General features: G+C 45.3%; 15 protein-coding genes. 9 read left to right on the plus strand and 6 right to left on the minus strand.

What is annotated here, in order from left to right:
* The first annotated feature begins 40 nt into the window (after positions 1–40).
* The 5 genes from ACFOEK_RS09775 to ACFOEK_RS09795 all read left to right on the plus strand — a co-directional run bounded on the left by ACFOEK_RS09775 (position 41) and on the right by ACFOEK_RS09795 (position 4,212).
* A complete protein-coding gene (locus ACFOEK_RS09775; protein ID WP_386719843.1) occupies positions 41–2,062 on the plus strand; it encodes an alkyl/aryl-sulfatase in 2,022 nt (673 codons plus the stop codon).
* 108 nt (positions 2,063–2,170) lie between these two features.
* Positions 2,171–2,728 carry a DJ-1/PfpI family protein gene (locus tag ACFOEK_RS09780; protein ID WP_386719846.1) on the plus strand — a complete coding sequence of 186 codons (558 nt, stop codon included), beginning with the start codon at positions 2,171–2,173 and terminating at the stop codon, positions 2,726–2,728.
* A 31-nt stretch (positions 2,729–2,759) separates the two neighbouring features.
* The gene (locus tag ACFOEK_RS09785; RefSeq protein ID WP_386719849.1) at positions 2,760–3,152 is read left to right on the plus strand and encodes a ribbon-helix-helix domain-containing protein; all 393 of its coding nucleotides are present in this window, start codon (positions 2,760–2,762) and stop codon (positions 3,150–3,152) included.
* A 51-nt stretch (positions 3,153–3,203) separates the two neighbouring features.
* Positions 3,204–3,563 (plus strand): hypothetical protein, encoded by a 360-nt coding sequence (locus ACFOEK_RS09790; RefSeq protein WP_386719851.1) that lies wholly within the window; start codon positions 3,204–3,206, stop codon positions 3,561–3,563.
* 187 nt (positions 3,564–3,750) lie between these two features.
* Positions 3,751–4,212 (plus strand): DUF2721 domain-containing protein, encoded by a 462-nt coding sequence (locus tag ACFOEK_RS09795; RefSeq protein WP_386719854.1) that lies wholly within the window; start codon positions 3,751–3,753, stop codon positions 4,210–4,212.
* Positions 4,213–4,230: 18 nt separating this feature from the next.
* On the opposite strand, the gene ACFOEK_RS09800 is transcribed toward ACFOEK_RS09795, so the two are convergent.
* Positions 4,231–6,759, minus strand: a complete 2,529-nt coding sequence (locus ACFOEK_RS09800; protein WP_386719856.1) for a DNA polymerase II — start codon at positions 6,757–6,759, stop codon at positions 4,231–4,233.
* A gap of 88 nt (positions 6,760–6,847) precedes the next feature.
* Between ACFOEK_RS09800 and ACFOEK_RS09805 the strand changes: the two genes are divergently transcribed.
* Positions 6,848–7,291, plus strand: a complete 444-nt coding sequence (locus ACFOEK_RS09805; RefSeq protein ID WP_386719859.1) for a hypothetical protein — start codon at positions 6,848–6,850, stop codon at positions 7,289–7,291.
* 15 nt (positions 7,292–7,306) lie between these two features.
* On the opposite strand, the gene ACFOEK_RS09810 is transcribed toward ACFOEK_RS09805, so the two are convergent.
* From ACFOEK_RS09810 to ACFOEK_RS09825, 4 genes are all read right to left on the minus strand, one after another.
* Positions 7,307–9,019 carry a sensor domain-containing diguanylate cyclase gene (locus ACFOEK_RS09810; RefSeq protein ID WP_386719862.1) on the minus strand — a complete coding sequence of 571 codons (1,713 nt, stop codon included), beginning with the start codon at positions 9,017–9,019 and terminating at the stop codon, positions 7,307–7,309.
* A 151-nt stretch (positions 9,020–9,170) separates the two neighbouring features.
* Positions 9,171–10,376: a fatty acid desaturase family protein gene (locus ACFOEK_RS09815; RefSeq protein WP_386719865.1), complete on the minus strand. Its 1,206-nt coding sequence runs from the start codon at positions 10,374–10,376 to the stop codon at positions 9,171–9,173.
* A gap of 110 nt (positions 10,377–10,486) precedes the next feature.
* On the minus strand, positions 10,487–11,611 hold the full coding sequence (locus ACFOEK_RS09820; protein ID WP_386719868.1) for a flavin reductase family protein: 1,125 nt from the start codon (positions 11,609–11,611) through the stop codon (positions 10,487–10,489).
* 149 nt (positions 11,612–11,760) lie between these two features.
* On the minus strand, positions 11,761–12,288 hold the full coding sequence (locus ACFOEK_RS09825) for an aminoacyl-tRNA deacylase (protein WP_386719871.1): 528 nt from the start codon (positions 12,286–12,288) through the stop codon (positions 11,761–11,763).
* A gap of 444 nt (positions 12,289–12,732) precedes the next feature.
* On the opposite strand from ACFOEK_RS09825, the gene ACFOEK_RS09830 reads away from it, so the two are divergent.
* The 3 genes from ACFOEK_RS09830 to ACFOEK_RS09840 all read left to right on the plus strand — a co-directional run bounded on the left by ACFOEK_RS09830 (position 12,733) and on the right by ACFOEK_RS09840 (position 16,876).
* Positions 12,733–13,881, plus strand: coding sequence for a mechanosensitive ion channel family protein (locus ACFOEK_RS09830; RefSeq protein WP_386719874.1), 1,149 nt, complete (start codon positions 12,733–12,735; stop codon positions 13,879–13,881).
* 105 nt (positions 13,882–13,986) lie between these two features.
* Positions 13,987–15,807, plus strand: coding sequence for a protein-disulfide reductase DsbD (gene dsbD / locus ACFOEK_RS09835; RefSeq protein WP_386719877.1), 1,821 nt, complete (start codon positions 13,987–13,989; stop codon positions 15,805–15,807).
* A 175-nt stretch (positions 15,808–15,982) separates the two neighbouring features.
* Positions 15,983–16,876, plus strand: a complete 894-nt coding sequence (locus ACFOEK_RS09840; protein WP_386719880.1) for a hypothetical protein — start codon at positions 15,983–15,985, stop codon at positions 16,874–16,876.
* A 34-nt stretch (positions 16,877–16,910) separates the two neighbouring features.
* On the opposite strand, the gene ACFOEK_RS09845 is transcribed toward ACFOEK_RS09840, so the two are convergent.
* Positions 16,911–17,987: a CsiV family protein gene (locus ACFOEK_RS09845; protein ID WP_386719883.1), complete on the minus strand. Its 1,077-nt coding sequence runs from the start codon at positions 17,985–17,987 to the stop codon at positions 16,911–16,913.
* Position 17,988 lies beyond the last annotated feature (1 nt).

Consider the following 17,988-nt stretch of genomic DNA (forward strand, 5'->3'; position numbering starts at 1 on the left):
AGCCCTTGAATAATAGCTCCTTGAGTAGGTGAGGTAGATTTTGAATTCAGTCAGTAAAACGGTATTAAGTTTAGGCTTGGTTGCGTCTCTTTTCGGGTGCGATCAAAGCGGCGTCGGCAGCTCTCAAATGCCGCTTTCTAAGGAACAGCCAGATGAACATGGTTTTTCGCCTGCGTCTTCTTTTACAAAAGAACATCAAGCCTCGGTTATCGACGAGTTACCTTTTGAAGATACCGAAGATTTTGAGCAGTCGAATCGCGGTTTTATCGCTAAGATTCCTGGTCTTCAGGTAAAGAATCAGCAAGGCCGTGTGATTTGGGATACTCAGGCCTATGAGTTTATCGGTAGCTCTGTGGATGAGACAGACGCGCCTGCATCGGTCAATCCAAGTTTATGGCGTCAGGCTAAGTTAAATAACTTGCATGGCCTTTATCATATTTCTGAAAACATCTATCAGGTTCGTGGGTTTGACTTGGCCAATATGACCATCATCCAAGGTCAAACCGGTTGGATTGTTGTTGACCCGTTAACTACGGCGGAAACGGCCAAAGTCGCGTTAGACTTTGTGAATGAGAAGCTCGGTGAACGCCCGGTGTCAGCAATTCTCTTTACCCATTCTCATATCGATCATTTTGGTGGTGCCTTAGGTATTGTTTCAAACGATGAATTGGCGCAACGGCCCATTCCGATTGTGGCGCCTGCCGGGTTTATGGAAGAAGCAACCAGTGAGAACGTGGTGGCGGGTATGGCCATGGGGCGTCGTTCGATGTTTATGTACGGTAAGCGTTTGCCTAAGTCGGAGCGAGGCCATATAGGTTCTGGTTTAGGGAAAGAGCCAGCCTTTGGTTCCTTCGGTATTTTTGAGCCGAACCTGACCATTTCAGAACCCACAGAAACGCATGTTATTGATGGCGTTGATTTTGAGTTTCAAGTGGTATCAGGTTCTGAAGCGCCTTCGGAATTTACTTTCTATATCCCGAAATATAAGGCGTGGTGTGGCGCAGAAATGGTTTCACGAACCATGCATAACCTATACACCTTGCGAGGTGCCAAGGTTCGGGATGCGCTTAAGTGGAGCGGTTATATCAATGATGCCATTGAATATGCTGAAAAAAGTGACTTGTACTTTGGCAGCCACCATTGGCCTATTTGGAAATCCGACAAGATTATTAATTTCCTGAAAGCCCAAAGAGATACTTACAAATACATTCATGATCAAAGTGTTCGTATGTTGAATGCGGGTTTAACTCCGGAAGAGATCGCAGAGACGCTGACGTTACCTCCGAGTTTGGCCAAGAACTTCTCCAATCGTGGGTATTACGGCACCGTGAAACATAATGCGAAAGCCATCTATCAAGGTTATATGGGGTGGTTTAATGGTAACCCTGCGTACCTTGATCCATTACCACACACTGTGTCTGCGGAAAAATACATTGTCTTGATGGGCGGTGCAGATCAGGTGCTTAGCAACGCTCAAAAATCCTTCGATCAGGGCGAATATCGTTGGGTGGCTGAGTTACTGAATCATCTGGTGTTTGCTGAACCGGATAACCAAGCAGCGAGAACCTTGCTGGCCAATACCTATGATCAGTTAGGCTACCAAGCAGAATCTGGCCCGTGGCGCGACGTTTATCTGACCGGAGCATATGAATTACGTCATGGTGCACCTGAGGTCGGTGTGGATATTGCCATGATGAAAGGGGTGTTGCGTGAAGCGCCGGTTGAGAATTTCTTTATCTCCATGGCATCGCGATTGATTGGACCGGACGCCTTTGATGAAGATTATAAGATCAATATCACCTTCACTGATCTTAATGAAAATTATGTATTGTGGATTGAAAATGCTGTGCTTCATCATCAAAAAGCGGATGTGGCTGGCGATGCCAATGCAACCTTGAAAGTGACCCATGAACTGTTCCTGAATATGGCCATTGGCGAAGCAGGCATCAAAGACACCTTGTTCTCGGACGATCTTGAAGTGGACGGCAGTAAACTGGATTTGGTGAATTTCTTCCGGCTCTTCGATAAACCAAAAGGGATTTTCAATATAGTTGAACCTTAATTTGTTACTCATGTAGTACTATGCTGTGACCCGTTGTCATTGGTGGCTTGTTAGACTGAGCGAACATTGAATCAGTCAAGTTAAATCAGTCAATCATAGGAGCAAACAATGGCACGGGTATTAATGATCACTGGCGATTTTGTTGAAGATTACGAAAACATGGTGCCGTTCCAGGCACTAATCGCGATGGGGCATCAGGTGGATGCGGTATGTCCTGACAAGAAAGCCGGTGAATCCATCGCGACCGCCATTCATGATTTTGAAGGCGACCAAACCTACACAGAAAAGCGCGGGCACAACTTTGTACTGAACGCGGACTTTTCTTCTATCGACCTTTCTGACTACGATGCGCTTTACTTGCCGGGTGGTCGGGCACCGGAATACCTTCGTTTGAATTCCAAAGTCATTGAAATCATTCAAAGCTTTTCAGCAAACAACCTGCCGATTGCGGCGATTTGTCATGGCGCTCAGTTATTAACGGCAGCCGGTGTGATTGAAGGTAAGAAAGTCTCCGCGTATCCTGCGTGTGCGCCTGAAGTGACTTTGGCCGGTGGTGAGTACGTTTCACTGGAAATGGATCAAGCCATCACCGACGGTCAGTTAGTGACAGCCCCGGCATGGCCTGCGCATCCTGAATTCTTGAAGCAATTCACGGCGCTGTTTTAATCGCTCGTTTTTCATGTAAGAGGAAGAGAATGTGTGTCAGTTGTTCATTAATGCCGATGAGTCATTATGGGTGAGTAAAACCCGTTCGCTGCGAGTGGATGGTGTTGTTACCTCAGTACGTCTTGAAAACTTTTTCTGGGACGTCTTGGAAGAGTTGGCGAGCCGAGACGGCATGACCGTGACTCAGATGATTTCGAAACTCTATTTGGAATCGATGGATGCGGAACATGACATCAGCAATTTCTCTTCCTTTTTACGTGTCTGTTGTGGGCGTTATCTGTCGATGACGTCCGATGGGCTGTTGCAACGAGATCTTAACGAACCTCTGGAATCAGTCGATTCTTCTCGCTTGCTGAAGGAAGAGCAAGCCCACTCCGAATTACGTCAAACCAGACGGCAAAAACAGGGGCAGACATTGAACTAATCTTTGTCTTTTTTTCTTGCACACCCCCTTAGAATAAGCTGTTAAGTACTTATGATGGAATCGCGCAAAATTCTCGTTACAAAGCTAGTTGAGTATAAAGCTCCAATTGGTGATATTTTGGAAGATCTCAAGTCATACGGCTGGGATTCAGAAATTAACTTGGTAACTCTAACGCCATTTCATCTAATAAATGTACTAGAACGTTTTATCTCTAATGAACTAAGTGATGTCCAAGTTAGAAATTGGGCAAATGCGATCGAGCATCGAGAGGATATTGGGCTTCTTAGTGAGTACAAGGATACGTTGGATGAAATGATATTTTGGTTAGCTAATCCAGTCATCAATTATCCAATAAATAAAGACTTAGCTATACGAGTCATTAAAAATCTAAAGTCAAATAATGTGCAGTAAGCACTTAACAAGAACTTGTAATCAAATTTCAGGCTGCTATCACCTTTTTGTACTGCGCACAAAAGGTGACGGTTATTATCATTAGTTGAGACGAACTGTTAGATAGGCATCGATCAATCATTGGTTCTTGATTCAAGAAAGCCTATGATGCTGAGTCTCTTTTCCTAACTTCAAAAGGCATTTCTTCATGGCGGTTGAGCTGGTCCAAACCGATAACGTGGTTGAGTTAATCCAATTGGCGTTGGCGCCGGTATTTTTGATTGTTGGTATTGGTCAGATTCTGAATGCGGTGACAGGCCGCTTGGCTCGAATTATTGACCGTGCTCGTTTTATTGATCAGAAATTAATGGCCAAAGAATTAACCGCCAATAAACTGGTGAGGCGGGAACTGTCTTCATTAAAGCGCCGCATGAGTTTCGCTAACTGGGCTATTACCTTCTTAACGGGCGCAGCCGTGATTATCTGTCTGGACGTCGTTTTGCTGTTGTTGAACGGCTTGATTGACTATGACCTGAGATCCGAAATTATCATCTTGTTTATGCTAACGATGTTTGGAATCACCGGCGGTTTGTTGTCGTTTTTCTGTGAAGTGAGCGTAGCCACTGCGACACTTAAGATTGAGACGTATGAGTCTGAGGATGATAAGTAGCCTTCCTGAAGATACTTTCTAAAACAAACTCATCTGGTTATCGACCAAGCTGTCAAAGTCCATTCCAATAAACGGCAGAATGGCGTCGGCAATGGGTTTGAGTTGTTTTTCAATGTACAGCTGATAATCGGGTTCCGAGGTTAAATAATCGACCGGCTCGGGGCCAACTAAGGTCATCACATAGTTGATCCAGCCTTTGTTTTGGTACTGTAACGGCTTGCCCAGTGCTTTGTTCTTCTCGTCGGCTATCTTGGCGGCTCTTGCGTGCGGAGGCACATTCTTGGTGTATTCCCGAAGGGGGCGTCTCAATCGTTTTCGATAAACAAGTTTGTGGTCCAGCTCTCCATTTAGCGTTGACGCTACAATACTCTGAATATAGGCGGTTGGATCAGTGTCATTAAAGATGGTTTGATAGAGGGTGTGCTGGAATTCTCGCGCGAGTTCTGTCCAGTCTGTACGAACGGCTTCTAAGCCTTTGAAGACCACTTTGGGTTGATCGTTGACTCGGGTAAGGCCCGCATAGCGTTTTTTACTGCCTGCTTCCGAACCGCGAATGGTCGGCATTAGGAAGCGTTCAAAGTGCGTTTCAAATTCGATTTCTAAGAAACATTCCAGTTGGTGATCTTGAATTAGCTTTTCTTTCCAGGCGGCATTAATGACGTTAGCCAGTTGTTGACCCACTTGTTGACATTGTTCGCTTGAAAGCTGTTCGTCTAACAAAACGAAGGTGGAATCTGTATCGCCGTAGATGACCTGGCAAGGTTTACCAAAGAAGCTTTGTTGTTCAATCCAGGCGGCGGTTTGTTGCATGATTTGGTGGCCGCGCATGGTGATCGAGCTTGCCAAGCGGGTATCGTAAAAGCGGCAGCCGCCGGAACCTAAGACACCATAAAAGGAGTTCATGATGATCTTAATGGCCTGTGAACGCGGGGCGTCTTTGTCGCGCTTGGCTTGATCACGTTGTTGCCAAAGCTCGGTAATGATGTCCGGCAGGAAGTGTTTGTCTCGGGAGAACCACGCGCCTTTGAAGCCAGGGATGGCTGACTCCGGGTCTTTTAGCCCTTCAATCAAGCCCATCGGGTCGATTTTGAAGGTGCGAATGATGGACGGGTAAAGCGACTTAAAATCTAGCACCAGCACGTTTTTATAGAAGCCGGGTTTGGAGTTCATCACGTAGCCTCCAGGGGAGGCTAAGCCACCGTCGGGTGGCAAGTTCGGAGCAATGTATCCGGCTCTGTGAAGCTTAGGCAGGTAGAGGTTGGTAAAGGCCGCAACAGATCCCCCAACTTTGTCCAGTTCCAGGCCAGTGAGCTGACTTCTTAGGATCATGAAATCCATGATTTGGGTGTGTTCAAAAATGTCCCAGACGAGCTTACAGTCTTCCAGGTTGTATTGAGCCAGCTTTAGCTTGTTATGGTGGAAGTCGTAAGTGATTTGCTCGGCTCGCTGATCCACATGGTCGGTTTTTTTACCGCGCTGTAATAACTCTTGGGCAACGTTTTCCAAACTGAAACTTTCAAAAAAGTAGGTGGCGGTTCTGAGAGCGTCGATGCCGTCGATGACTACACGGCCGGGAAGGGTGATGAAGCCCTGGTTGGCTTCGGTACGTGAGTCGCGCCAATGGGCCAAGGTTAAGCCTCGCCCTAGTCGCAAGCTGATGTCTTGCTTTTTTGCCCGTTCGATAAGGAGTTTGAAATCGAAGTTAATGACGTTCCAGCCGATAATTACGTCCGGATCATGACATTGAACGTGGTGTTCAAGGGCTAGTAACAGTTGATATTCGTCTTTCACCCAGACCATGGTTAGGTCGAGTGTGCTTTCTTCGCTTCTTATTTCAGTCGTCGGCTCGCCAATCATGATGATGGTTTTGTCGACCATTCCGGGTTCTGACGCACTTAGATTATGGCCGTACAAGCCTACGGAGTAGAGGTCGCCTTCCATCGAACATTCAATGTCTAAGGAAAGCACACGAAATTCAGGGTGGAGCTTCGCGGGTTTGAGGCGAACATCCCGATATTCCATGTAGCCGGGTTGAGGATGGGCAGACCCGATAAACTCGACGCCGCCACGAATGCTGCGTTCGATAAGATACTTATCCTGCAGTCTCAGGTCGTGTTCGAAGGTTTCGATATCGCGATGTTTGATGGCTTGTTGTGCTCGGTAAAGCTCATCCAACGTATAGAAATAAAAAATAGTAACTGGCTGATGGTCAAAGGTCTGATGATCTAATGGCTGACATTTAAAGCGAATCGCCAATGTATTCAGAATGCGTTCGGCTTGAGGTGCTTTACTCTGCTCGACAAACAGTAGTGGTGTTTCGTGATGGATGACAAAGCGTGCTGGGCCATGTTCTGTCCAACCCCAATAAACGAGCTCGCTATCTGCTTTGGGTTTGAAAGGTGCTTTCGGTTTTATAGACTTTGACGGTGTTTCTTGATCATTGTTTTCTGCAGCAGTAATACTTTCAGGTGTTGGCTGTTTTCCTGATCGGCGCAGATCTTTTTGATGACGAGTGAGCAGAAATGCCTGACCAGTAGTTAGTGACATGGAATCGAATCAGAACTTGAATGTAAGAGAGTGGAAGACGCTCTATCATATAGACTTTATAAAACCTTGTCTTCAAGGAGGGGACGGGATGAATCTGCACAAGGATAAAATAAAACCCAGTAAGAAGGCGATCAAGCCAGGCAAGGGTGAAGTAACCGCAGGTAAACAGGGAATGTCCTGGCCGAACGCTGTGTTAGTGGCGATTGATCAGTTAGGGAATGCCATTGCTGGTGGCAATCCGGATGCCACAGTGTCGGCTCGAGTAGGGTTCTTTTCCATTCATGCCAAGAAGCCCTATATTTGGTATTGGAAGGCGTTAGCTGAGATTATCGACTTTGCGTTTTACCCGGTAGATGGGCCAAACCATTGCGTGGATTCGTATCGGGCAGATAAAGACGAGTTATATCAGCAGGGCAGTGATTTCTTCCGAGCCATGCTCGGGCTGATTGTTATTGTATTTTGCCTGCCCACGTCTTTGGTACTTCGATTGGCGGTACTAATTTATCCCAACTGGCATTTCTCTAACCGATAAGTTTTTGGAGAGGGCTTAGCCTTTCGCAACTTTGTCCGTCTGGTCATCTGTCTCGTTCTCGGAGGCAATGGAGCCTTCCATAATCTTCTCAACCAGATTTTTGGTGTTCGACATCATAGCTTCGGTTTGAACTTGCGAATAACAGAACCGATCTCGGCCGGATTCTTTGGCTTCATAGAGTGCCAAGTCTGCGGCTTTGAGAAGGCTTTCACCTTTGTCGCCTTGCATTGGATAAGATGAAATACCGATTGAAACGGTCAGTTGACCAAGGGGTTGGCCGTTCAGTTCCAGATGCATCTGGCGCACGTTTTCACAGAGTTTGGCGGCGACAATACCTGCATTTTCGCCGCCCGTTTCAGGAAGGATGATGGCAAGTTCTTCACCACCAACGCGACAGACAATGTCTTCACCTCGCACACTTTCGGTCAATAAGCTGCCGAGTGATTTCAACACGTAATCGCCGGCATCATGACCGAAGGTATCGTTGAAGCGTTTGAAGTGATCCATATCGAGCATAAGTACAGACAAACATTGATTCCGTCTGCGTGCTCGCATGATTTCGTGATCAAGACTTTCTTCCAAGTAGCGACGGTTATAGAGACCGGTAAGTGGATCACGAATCGCTTGCTCTCTGAGTTTGTCTTGCAGGTTAAGGTTTGCGAGCGCTAAGCCTAAGTGCTCTCCGATGGTGAAGGCGAGCTGCATTTTCTCATGAGACAGTTCTTGGTCAGCTAAATACAAATGAAGAATGCCGATGGTGTTGCCATGAGCAATCAAAGGAATGCAGATACTTTGATTGTTGCCCACTTTTGCCATGTGCTTGCAAGGAAGGGACGTGTGTTCGTCGTTGGCTAAGTGATATTTACCTTTTCTTAGTGCCCAACATTCGTGAGGTGCGTAGGTCGATTCGCCAGGCCATTTTCCACCCCAGTCGAGCTTGATTTCCAGTTGATTGCGAGAAGATCGAATCAGGGCGATGGCGCCGTTTAAGTTGCCGATCAAGCGCGGGACAATATCTTCTACCACCTGTTGTGCTTCGTCCATGGTGTTACACGCGGCGAGCATGTTTGCCAGTCGGTGCAGTAGCTCAATTTCTTTGGTACGTTCGGCTACGTTGGCTTCGAGGGCTTCTTGGGAAGATACTATGTGTTGGTTTAGTAGCTTTTGAGAAGCGACAATCAGCAGCGCCACCAGAATACACATCCCTAACACAATGAACGCCATGATGGTTCTTAGGCCCCATAATGCTTCGGTCATATGCTCTGTTGATGTGGAAACCCGGATGACTCCGTCAAAGTTGTCGTCGTGAAAATATTCTGCCAGATAGATTAAATCCTCCTGAATGGTTTCACTGAAACGCTTGGCGTGACCAATACCATCAGTGAGAGCTTCTCTGATTTCTTCGCGCTCCAGATGGTTTTCCTGATTGGTAATTTGAGAGGGAGTCAGTTCTGAATCACCAACGACACTGCCGTCTTTACGTAAGAGTGTAATTCGCACATTGGGTTTAAGTTGATTGGTATCATCGGTGATTCGGTCGAGACGGATGATCTGATTATCGTGGTAGGTCTTGTTGAGCGCCGTTTTTACAGAGGAGGCTACAGAGGACAATTCTTCGTCGGTGTGATCTAAAAACCAGGCCTGGAAAGCGCGTTCCATGATGAAACCGGACAAAATAGTCAGCGCCAGTAAACCAATGCAGGGCCAAAACAAGAGGTGTTTTTTCATTAATTGTTATCCAGCTTGTCGTCTGTATAACAATTAAGTGTATGTGAGGCGGTAAGGGATTCCAATGGTGTTGATCGGATAAACTGTGACCAAGTCGAGATATTAAGCTTAGGGAGTCAGAATGACTCCCCTAGCGTAAGGCGGTTGTACTCTAACTGACGGTTACTGCAGGTGAGGGCTTTTCAGGAAATGAGTATTTAAAAATGCGTTTAAGTACAGTTAAATACTGGGCTCCAAAGCTGCCAGTGTTGTAGGGAATACCGTATTTACTGGCAATCTCTCGCACTTTGGGGGCCATATCAACATAGCGATGTGCTGGAATATCAGGGAACAAATGGTGTTCAATCTGACAGCTTAAATGGCCTGATAGAATGTGGAACCAACGCTTGCCTTCAAAGTTTGAAGAACCGAGCATTTGTCGGTAATACCATTGGCCTTTGGTTTCGTTCTTACAATCTTCTTCTTTAAAAGTGTGAATGTCTTCAGTGAAATGACCGCAAAAGATGACGGTCGATGTCCAAAGATTACGGATCAGATTTGCCAATAAATTCCCTAATAGTACGGGTAGGAACATTGGGCCGGAGATGATCGGAAAGAAAATGTAATCCTTAAATATTTGTCTGCCTGCCTTGCTAAAAAAGGCTTTCCTTATACCGGCTTTGGTCAAACGTGGTCGACGGTTTTTGCCTGGTGTTTTCTTACTGAACGCCCGGTCGCCGGCAAGCTCGTGATAGGCCACGCCCCATTCAAACAATAAACTCAATATGGCATAGGTGAAAATCTGCCAGGTGTTTTTCAGTCGCCAAGGTAAGTCATTACTAAGTCTGAGCAGTCCGTAACCAAAGTCACGATCCTTGCCAATGATGTTGGTGTAGGTGTGGTGCTCGTAGTTGTGTACTTGTTTCCAAGAGTCGGTATCGCCAACGATGTTCCAGTCGAAGGTTTTGGAATTGATGTAGGGGTCGTTCATCCAATCGTATTGACCATGAAGAACGTTATGGCCTACTTCCATGTTGTTAAGAATCTTTGATAACGCCAGAAGTGCTACGCCTGCTACCCAGAATAGGGGATGGAAGAATCCCAAGACCATGGTGATTCGTCCTGCAATGCCGCTCCAGCGTTCGATGCGGATCATACGGCGGATGTAGTCGGCGTCTTCTTGACCTACTTTGGCCCAGGTTGCCTCTTTTAACGCATCTAAGTCTTTTTCCAGTCCTGCATAGTCTTCGTCTGATAACTTAGGGGCGGTTTCGATCTGTGGCACAGTTTGTGACGTCATCAATGATACGTTTTTTGATGCCTCTTTAGAGGAGGCGGGATCAGCGGATGAATACTTTGAAGTGACGTGATTTTTCATAGCGCGTCCTTCTGTGGAGTGCTTCGCTATCGGCTCTTCTGTAATCATAATCTTTGTAATTCCGTGCTAGCTGGTTGGGTTATTTAAATGTTTTAGGCGTTTTGAATGTTCTAAAGCTCGATTTCTACATCGCTTAAAGGAATTGAAACGCACAACTGAATGTCTTCTTTGGCGGTATCTGAGGTTTCACCGGTGAGTGTATTCAGTACGACGCCTTTGTTTTTCGTACATTTGCATTGATGGCAAATGCCCATTCGGCAGCCGTAGTCGGGGGATAGACGAGCATTTTCGGCCAGTTCCAATAATGTCTGGGAACTCTTTGATAGAGTTTGGGTTGTTTGACCGGCTTTAATGAACTCAACTTGAGCTTCAATTTCTGGCTGAGATGAAGGCAGAGCACGAATGGGGAGAAAGTGTTCTTGTACTATGCGCTCTTTTTCTATGCCTTGAGAAACGAACAGTTCTGTAATGTCTTTTGACATTTTGCTCGGGCCGCAAAGATAGATGGCGCGCTCTTTGAAGTCAGGGCAAAGCGCTTCGAGCATGGTTTCATCAAGGTGTCCTTGTGTTTGCGTATTGATAAAGTGCACTTTGAAGGAGGGATGTTTTTGAATCAGCGTCTCTAGTTCTTCTTGGAATAGGTGCGTGCTACGAGAGAAATAGAGGACATCTATGCTAGTTTGATGATTTTGGTGGCTTGAAAGTAAACTTTTAATCGGTGTAACGCCAGAACCCCCCGCAATAAGAAGCTTCGGGGTTTTGCTCTCTTTAAATACAAACTCGCCTTTGGCCTGAGAAATTTGGACATAACTGTTTTTAGACAGACCTTCAATTAGCCAAGGCGTTACGCGGCCTTTTTCCTGTTCTCGGATCGTTAATTCAATAATGCCTGTTTTATTCCAAGCCTGGGTTGAACTCGAAATACTAAAGCATCGAGTGACTAACGCGCCTTCCTGCATTGCTGTCAGTTCAATGTATTGGCCTGCTTGAAATCCTGGCCAGTGACGATGCGTTTTCAATGCGATTTGGATGATGTCTGTTTCCAAGCGCTTAATGCTTATTACTTTTGTTCTGTACTTTTTATTGCTCCAAAGAGGTAAAAATGCCTGGATAAGAGGTTCGTAGTAAGAAGTCAGCGACTGGTTGTTTACTAAAGATTCTTTGAGGAAGTTGGTGATCTTTAGTTTAAATTGTTGATTTTTATGGCTTAAATTTATATCGCTATTTGTAAGCATGTGTTTCTCCTCTTTTCAGCGTACAGTTGTACTCTTAAATTGTTAAAGTTTCAATACAAGAGCAATGATTTGTTTGGCGGTCAGAGGAAAGGAAGTTGGTGCCAGCCTTGAAAAAGGCTGGCGTTTAATGAGGTGGGTGTTTCGTTTGTTTAGTATTCGGCACCATTATCTTCAGCGTCGAACTGTGCGCTACTGGGCGGGTAGCCTGTACTGAAGTGGCTTATATTGCCATGTGCTTGAGTGGCTATCAGTGACATAAATTGTCGGTTGCTCATGCTGATTAAGGCTTTGTCGTCACCGGACTCCATGTAGAGTTTGTCGATGTCAGAAAGGCAGGAGCTCCAAATAGCACTTAGGTGATAGGCGGATGGAACGGCGGGAATAGACCCTGGCGTGCAATCCTGAAATATTTTCGTTAGGTCGGTTTCCTTGGCGAAAGACCAGTGGGACATGAGCTCTTTATTGACTCTGCTTATGTCGAGTTTGTGGTCGGCAGGTATCAGGGCGATTAAGTAGTTATCTCCATTGTTAAGCAATATGGCTTTGACCATGTTGTGCAATGGTATGTTGGCGGATCGTGCGCTGTCAGAAGCGCTGTGACTTTCTGGATGAAAGATGGTTTGGTAATGAATTGCCTGGTCATTAAGGTATGTGGCCAGATTGCGAGCGATGGACATGGTGTGTCCTCCTTTTTCATCTGGGATACTTTTATTCTAGTTCAGTCTTGAAATAACAGGGTAAGAGGATGAGTGCAGAGGATAGGTGGCTTTTCCTACATAAGAAGGTGTCTCTGTCTCTAGTGACAGTTTTGTCAGAACGTTAAGGTTACACCTGTTTTTTAAGGGCAGGGACGCTTCATGATTCAGTTAGTAAAGCTATGTGGTGGTTGGTTGAAGTTGGACAATACGAGCACTTCTCTTTTAACGGCCGCTGCGGCCTTATTAATTCTCACCGGTATATTTTCCTTATAGTGCGTTTTGTCTTGTGATAACGCATAGTTTCTCTGTATTTTTCTCATAAATCCTTTGATGTAGCTTCCAATCTCTTATACATTTTGTGCTCATTCGAATCTCCCCGTTTTTGACTGTTTGGGACATATTTCTACATCAAGGTGAAAAGTAATGAATGATTTAAGCATGGAAGAGTGGATCTTAGCTCAGGGTTGGCTTAGTTGGTCTGAAGGCTATGTTTGGGTTTGGTTGGTTCTCTCTGTTCTGATACTGGCTGCTGTCATTAATGTGATTGTTGCGCACTTGTTAGATGTTGCTGATCGTCAGTCCAAGAAAACATTGAATCTTTGGGATGATTCCTTAATTTATGCTCTAAGAAAACCCGCTCGTGTTTCTGTTTGGGTTGTGGCAGTTATTTTGAGTGTGGATATCATTGAGAAAAGCTCCAGCAACAAAGCGGTCAGTTCTGTATTGGACTACGTTCAGCCTGAGCGTTACACCTTGTTTGTGGTTTTTTTCATGTGTTGGTTTGGTTTGCGTTTTATCAAACAGGCCGAGCGTATTTTAGTTGATCCTGAACGTTTGAAAAAACCAATGGATTTAACGACAGTGCATGCCTTGGGTAAAGCTATGAAGGCTGTGGTGATTGTCATTGGTATGATTGTGGCTCTTCAAACCTTGGGTATTAGTGTTTCGGGCTTGTTGGCTTTTGGTGGTGTGGGTGGTATTGCTGTCGGTTTTGCGGCGAAAGATCTGCTGGCTAATTTCTTTGGCGGTTTGATGATTTATCTGGATCGCCCGTTTAAAGTGGGTGATTGGGTTCGTTCTCCTGACAAAAATATTGAAGGCACTGTTGAGGATATTGGGTGGCGTCTAACTCGTATTCGTACGTTTGATAAGCGTCCGTTGTATGTTCCAAATTCTACATTTACCAGCATCTCTGTCGAAAACCCATCTCGAATGTTGAATCGTCGCATTTATGAAACCATTGGTTTGCGTTATGGCGATGCTAAGTCGGTTCCTTTAATTGTGCAGGATGTTCGCGAAATGTTGGCAGGGCATCCTGATATTGATACAAACCAGACGTTGATTGTTAACTTTAATTCGTTCGGTGCGCATTCTTTGGACTTCTTTGTTTATACCTTTACTAAAACGACGGACTGGATCGAGTATCATAAGGTCAAAGAAAAAGTGCTGCTGGCTATCATGGATATCGTTCACAAACATGGTGCAGATATGGCCTTCCCAACTCAAACCTTGCATGTGGAAGGCAGTCTGCAAGCGGAAGAGCGTCGGTTGGTATCTGAGGAACTATCTTAGTTCTTTTGAGTCCATAGTTGAGTTCACTAATATTTATTTGATTTGCTTAATAGAGAAGTATCTATGGTTTTTTCTGAAGGGTATGGCATCCAAAAGGTGAGAGTAATGCAGGCTTTTTTGGGTGTGCTTATGTTAGGGCTTTTGTTTGGTGCTAACCCTTCCTATTCAGCAAATGGTAGTCTTTGGGACAGTGCTTCAAATGGTGGGCTGTTTACGCAAGAGGAGCCTGAGTTTCTCCCGGTGGATGAGGCGTTTCAGTTTGAGTCTGAGATTAGTAATGACAACCGACTGATTATTCGCTGGAATATTACCGATGGCTATTATCTCTATGAGGATCGCTTTTCGGTTAAGGATGCTGCCGGTAATAAGCTGGATTTTGAAACCATTGAGGGTAAGTCGAAAGAAAAGGACGATCCTGCGTTTGGATTGGTTCAAGTCTATTATCATGGTTGGGCGGTAGCGGTAACGCCTGATGTGGAAGGTGAGGTCAAAGTTCAATATCAGGGGTGTGCAGATGCAGGCCTTTGTTACCCACCGACGCGTAAAACTGCTTTCTGGGAAGGCGGCGTATCTGATGGCTCTCTATCAGATCTTACTTCTAATAATGGTTCTAATTCTTCTGCTAAAAGTTCTGTAAATTCGACAGCAACTTCTTCTGAGGCTGGTGCTTTATTACAAGAAGGCTTTTTCATCACACTTCTGATGTTTCTCGGGATTGGTCTTGGGTTGGCATTCACGCCATGTGTTTTGCCTATGCTGCCAATTTTGAGCTCTGTGGTGGTAAATCATCAGGGTAAACATAAGCATTCGGCGTTTCTTGCATCATTCTCTTATGTCTTGGGTATGGCTGTAACCTACAGTGCGTTAGGCGTTGCGATGGCAGGCTTTGGTGATGCAGTGCAAATGCAGGCTTGGTTGCAGCAGCCGATTGTAGTTGGGGTGTTCGCGGCGATATTTGTTGCCTTGGCACTTTCGATGTTTGGTTTGTACGAACTGCAGTTGCCTGAGTTTATTCGAAGCAAATTGAGTGGCGCGGGTGAAGGCTCTAAAAATCATGGTTTGTTTGGTTGTATTGTTCTTGGTGCTATTTCTGCGCTGGTGGTTTCACCTTGTGTTTCGGGGCCGTTGGCAGGGGTCTTAATTTACATAAGTACGACCCAGGACATGTTGTTGGGGGGCTCTGCTTTGTTTGCTATGGCATTAGGGATGGGCTTGCCGTTGATGGCTGTGGTGCTGGGCGGTCGGAATGTTTTGCCAAAAGCCGGTGTCTGGATGGAACAGGTTAAGGTGGTCTTTGGCGTCATGTTGTTATTGATGGCGTTGTATTTGGTTAAGCATCTGTTAACTACAGAAATGTTGGCCATCATGGTTTCCGTGATTTTAATTGTGTTTACCATTTGGGCGGGGGTTTTGGATTCGGTTACTAATGCTCTATATCGCGGGATTTTGCTGGTTGTCTTTGTATATTCGTTGGCTTTGTTGGCTTCCGGTTTGTCTGGCAAAGCCAGTTTCGATACGCCTCTTTCGTTTGTCACTATTGGGTCTAAAGCTGTTGCTCAGGAAACCAAGCTGGATGTGCTTAAGGTGACTCCGGGCGTTGAATTGGAGCAAGTGTTAGCTCAATCAAAACGCCAAGAGAAACCTATCATGTTAGATGTATTAGCGGACTGGTGTGTATCCTGTTTTGTGATGGAAAAAGACATTCTGGTTAAGGATGACGTTAAAGCCATGATGTCTGGTGTTGATATCGTTAAGGTTGATATTACTGAAGTGGCGGAGGCCAATGCTCAATTCTTGCAGGAGCAGAGCTTGTTTGGACCTCCGGCGTTCTTGTTTTATGATGCCCAGGGAAATCAAATTGGGCGGATCGTTGGTGAAGTGACGAAAGCTGAGTTTGAAGCTTATTATCGTTCACTTACGTTCTAAAGAGCTTTTTAAAAAGAGCATTCTAAACAGAGTGTTCTAAGCAGAATTTTTTGTCGATGTATTTTGATGGTTTTACCATCTGTCCGAATCCCCTTAATCCTCTTTGGAATCTGATTGGTTCCTTCTAATCCTATCTATAGTTAGAAACGAAACTTATATTTATCGGAGGTTTGCCATGAAATACTGGAAGACTTCGTTATTCACTGTTTTTCTGTTTTTAACTGAAGTATCAGTTGTCTCGGCCAGCGGCTTAGTGCAGTCGAGTTTTTCTTATCTCACTAGTACGCCAGAAATTCACTATCAGGTAACTATCAACAAAAAGAGCATAGTGTCTGCGACTCTGGAAGTGCTGGATGTCGGGGATGTTGCGCCTCCCGGCTTTGAGGTGGCGAGTGCTGAGCTCATCTCTCAGAAAGGGCTGCCTTCAACCTTTACCTTCTATAAGCCTGATAGCGGTTGGCCAGTCGGTTTCTATAAACTGGTTGTGCGCGATAATGATGTGGTCATAGATCAGGTTGTATTTAATGTGATTCCTCAATCAGATACTGCTAGTGCATCGGCGAGCGAACCAGCCGGAACCGATAATTATCCGCAAGCTAGTCAAAGCCGGGGCGGTGTTTTGGCTCAAGGAACTGGTGGACAGTTAACTTCGGATGCCGCAAATGCCTACGTGGATGCGCTGGTGTTTGTTCATGCTCAAATGGGGCAACCTCGTAACTTTACTGCGTCAGAGCGTCAAACCATCATCAATAACCTCGCAAACAGCTTTTCAGTCTTTCCATTTGATACACAACAGGATCTATCGCAAGCACGGCAGCTATTGAATCAGTATCAAGCCTCATGGGACTACATAGGATTGCAGGAGCAGAAGGATTTCGCGTACGTAGTGCTGTCTATTGCCTATGGCGAACGAGAAGCTGCACAAGCTTTGGGTTATAACTCTGGAGGCGGTTCTTCAGGAGGATCGAGCGGAGGAAGCTCCTATTATTCCGATGGTGCGTCGTATGTCAGTGATGGCAACTGTGCGATCTTTTCTTCGGAATATGGCAGTGTTTCGAGTTGTGATTAGGTGGGTATGTGAAAATACCCACCGGAGAGGTTGTTTAGCTGGAGCTTTTCAGCTTATCCAGCGGTGTTACCTTGATGATCATGCCAAATTTTGGGTGATCTAAGTAATACAAGTCTTTCGAGTGCTTCATGATGCGGTCTTCTTTGATATGGAAGACTTCATTGGTTACATAAGAGGAAGTGTGTTCGTCTTTTTTGCCAAGCACGTCTTCGTCTACATTCAGTGAGAATAGTTTTAGATGGTGGGGTTGGATGCCTTGGTTGTCGAAACTGTTGACCTCTGTGGTGTTGCTTGTTGGTTCTGCATTGATCGAGTCCTTAAACAGTTCATCGGTTAAGTCCAAATTAATGGCTTGATCGCTTTTGAGACTAAAAGTTTTTAAAAATAGGTCTGCGTAGGCGTGAAGATAGCGTTGTTTACTTACTTTTAAGAAGGCTTCAAATTCCGGTTGGTCATCGAACCAGTTACCAGCAATTAAGTGCAGTGTTGGCGATTCACTTTTTGGCAAGGTTGGTTGCTTCCAGGCGGTTGCCAGCAAAACTTGGTATTTCTGGCTCTTTTCAAGGCGCTTATGTGCGTCTTTCAGTAGTTCCAGTTCTTCCTTCTGGTAAGGGATTAATGATGGTTCGGTCGTGTTCTCTTGTCTTAATGCGCTTTCTGGCAGATCTTGAGTTTGTTGCTGGTAGGTTGTTGTTCCATTGTAGATGCCTGGAATGTTATTTAGAGGCGTGTATTCCAGTCCATGATTTTCCATCTGAAGAGGGTGGCGATCAGAATAATCAAACCCGCCAAGCATGATAAGAGGAGTTGGGTTTTTATAGTCTATTGCCCTGGGGAACTCTTCAGTAACCTTGTCGATGTCTTGTTTGAAGACAATAACTTCTACTTTGAACCATGGAGGAAGTTCTTCCGATGTCGTAGCGCTGTTTGCTTGACCAGAATTTTCGGCAGAAGGGATGCTGGTCGCAGCTTTAATATTTTGGCGTTGTTGTTCTAAGTCGCGGGAAAGATCTTCGGCGTTAATGTCGTTTTCTGTTGTTTCGGCATAAACGTGGCTTCCAGATGCGATGCAAATAGCAATACAGATGGCTGATAAGATTGTAGATTTCAAG

Origin of the sequence: Litoribrevibacter euphylliae (assembly GCF_042646085.1) — a bacterium.
Taxonomy (GTDB): Bacteria; Pseudomonadota; Gammaproteobacteria; order Pseudomonadales; family Litoribrevibacteraceae; genus Litoribrevibacter; species Litoribrevibacter euphylliae.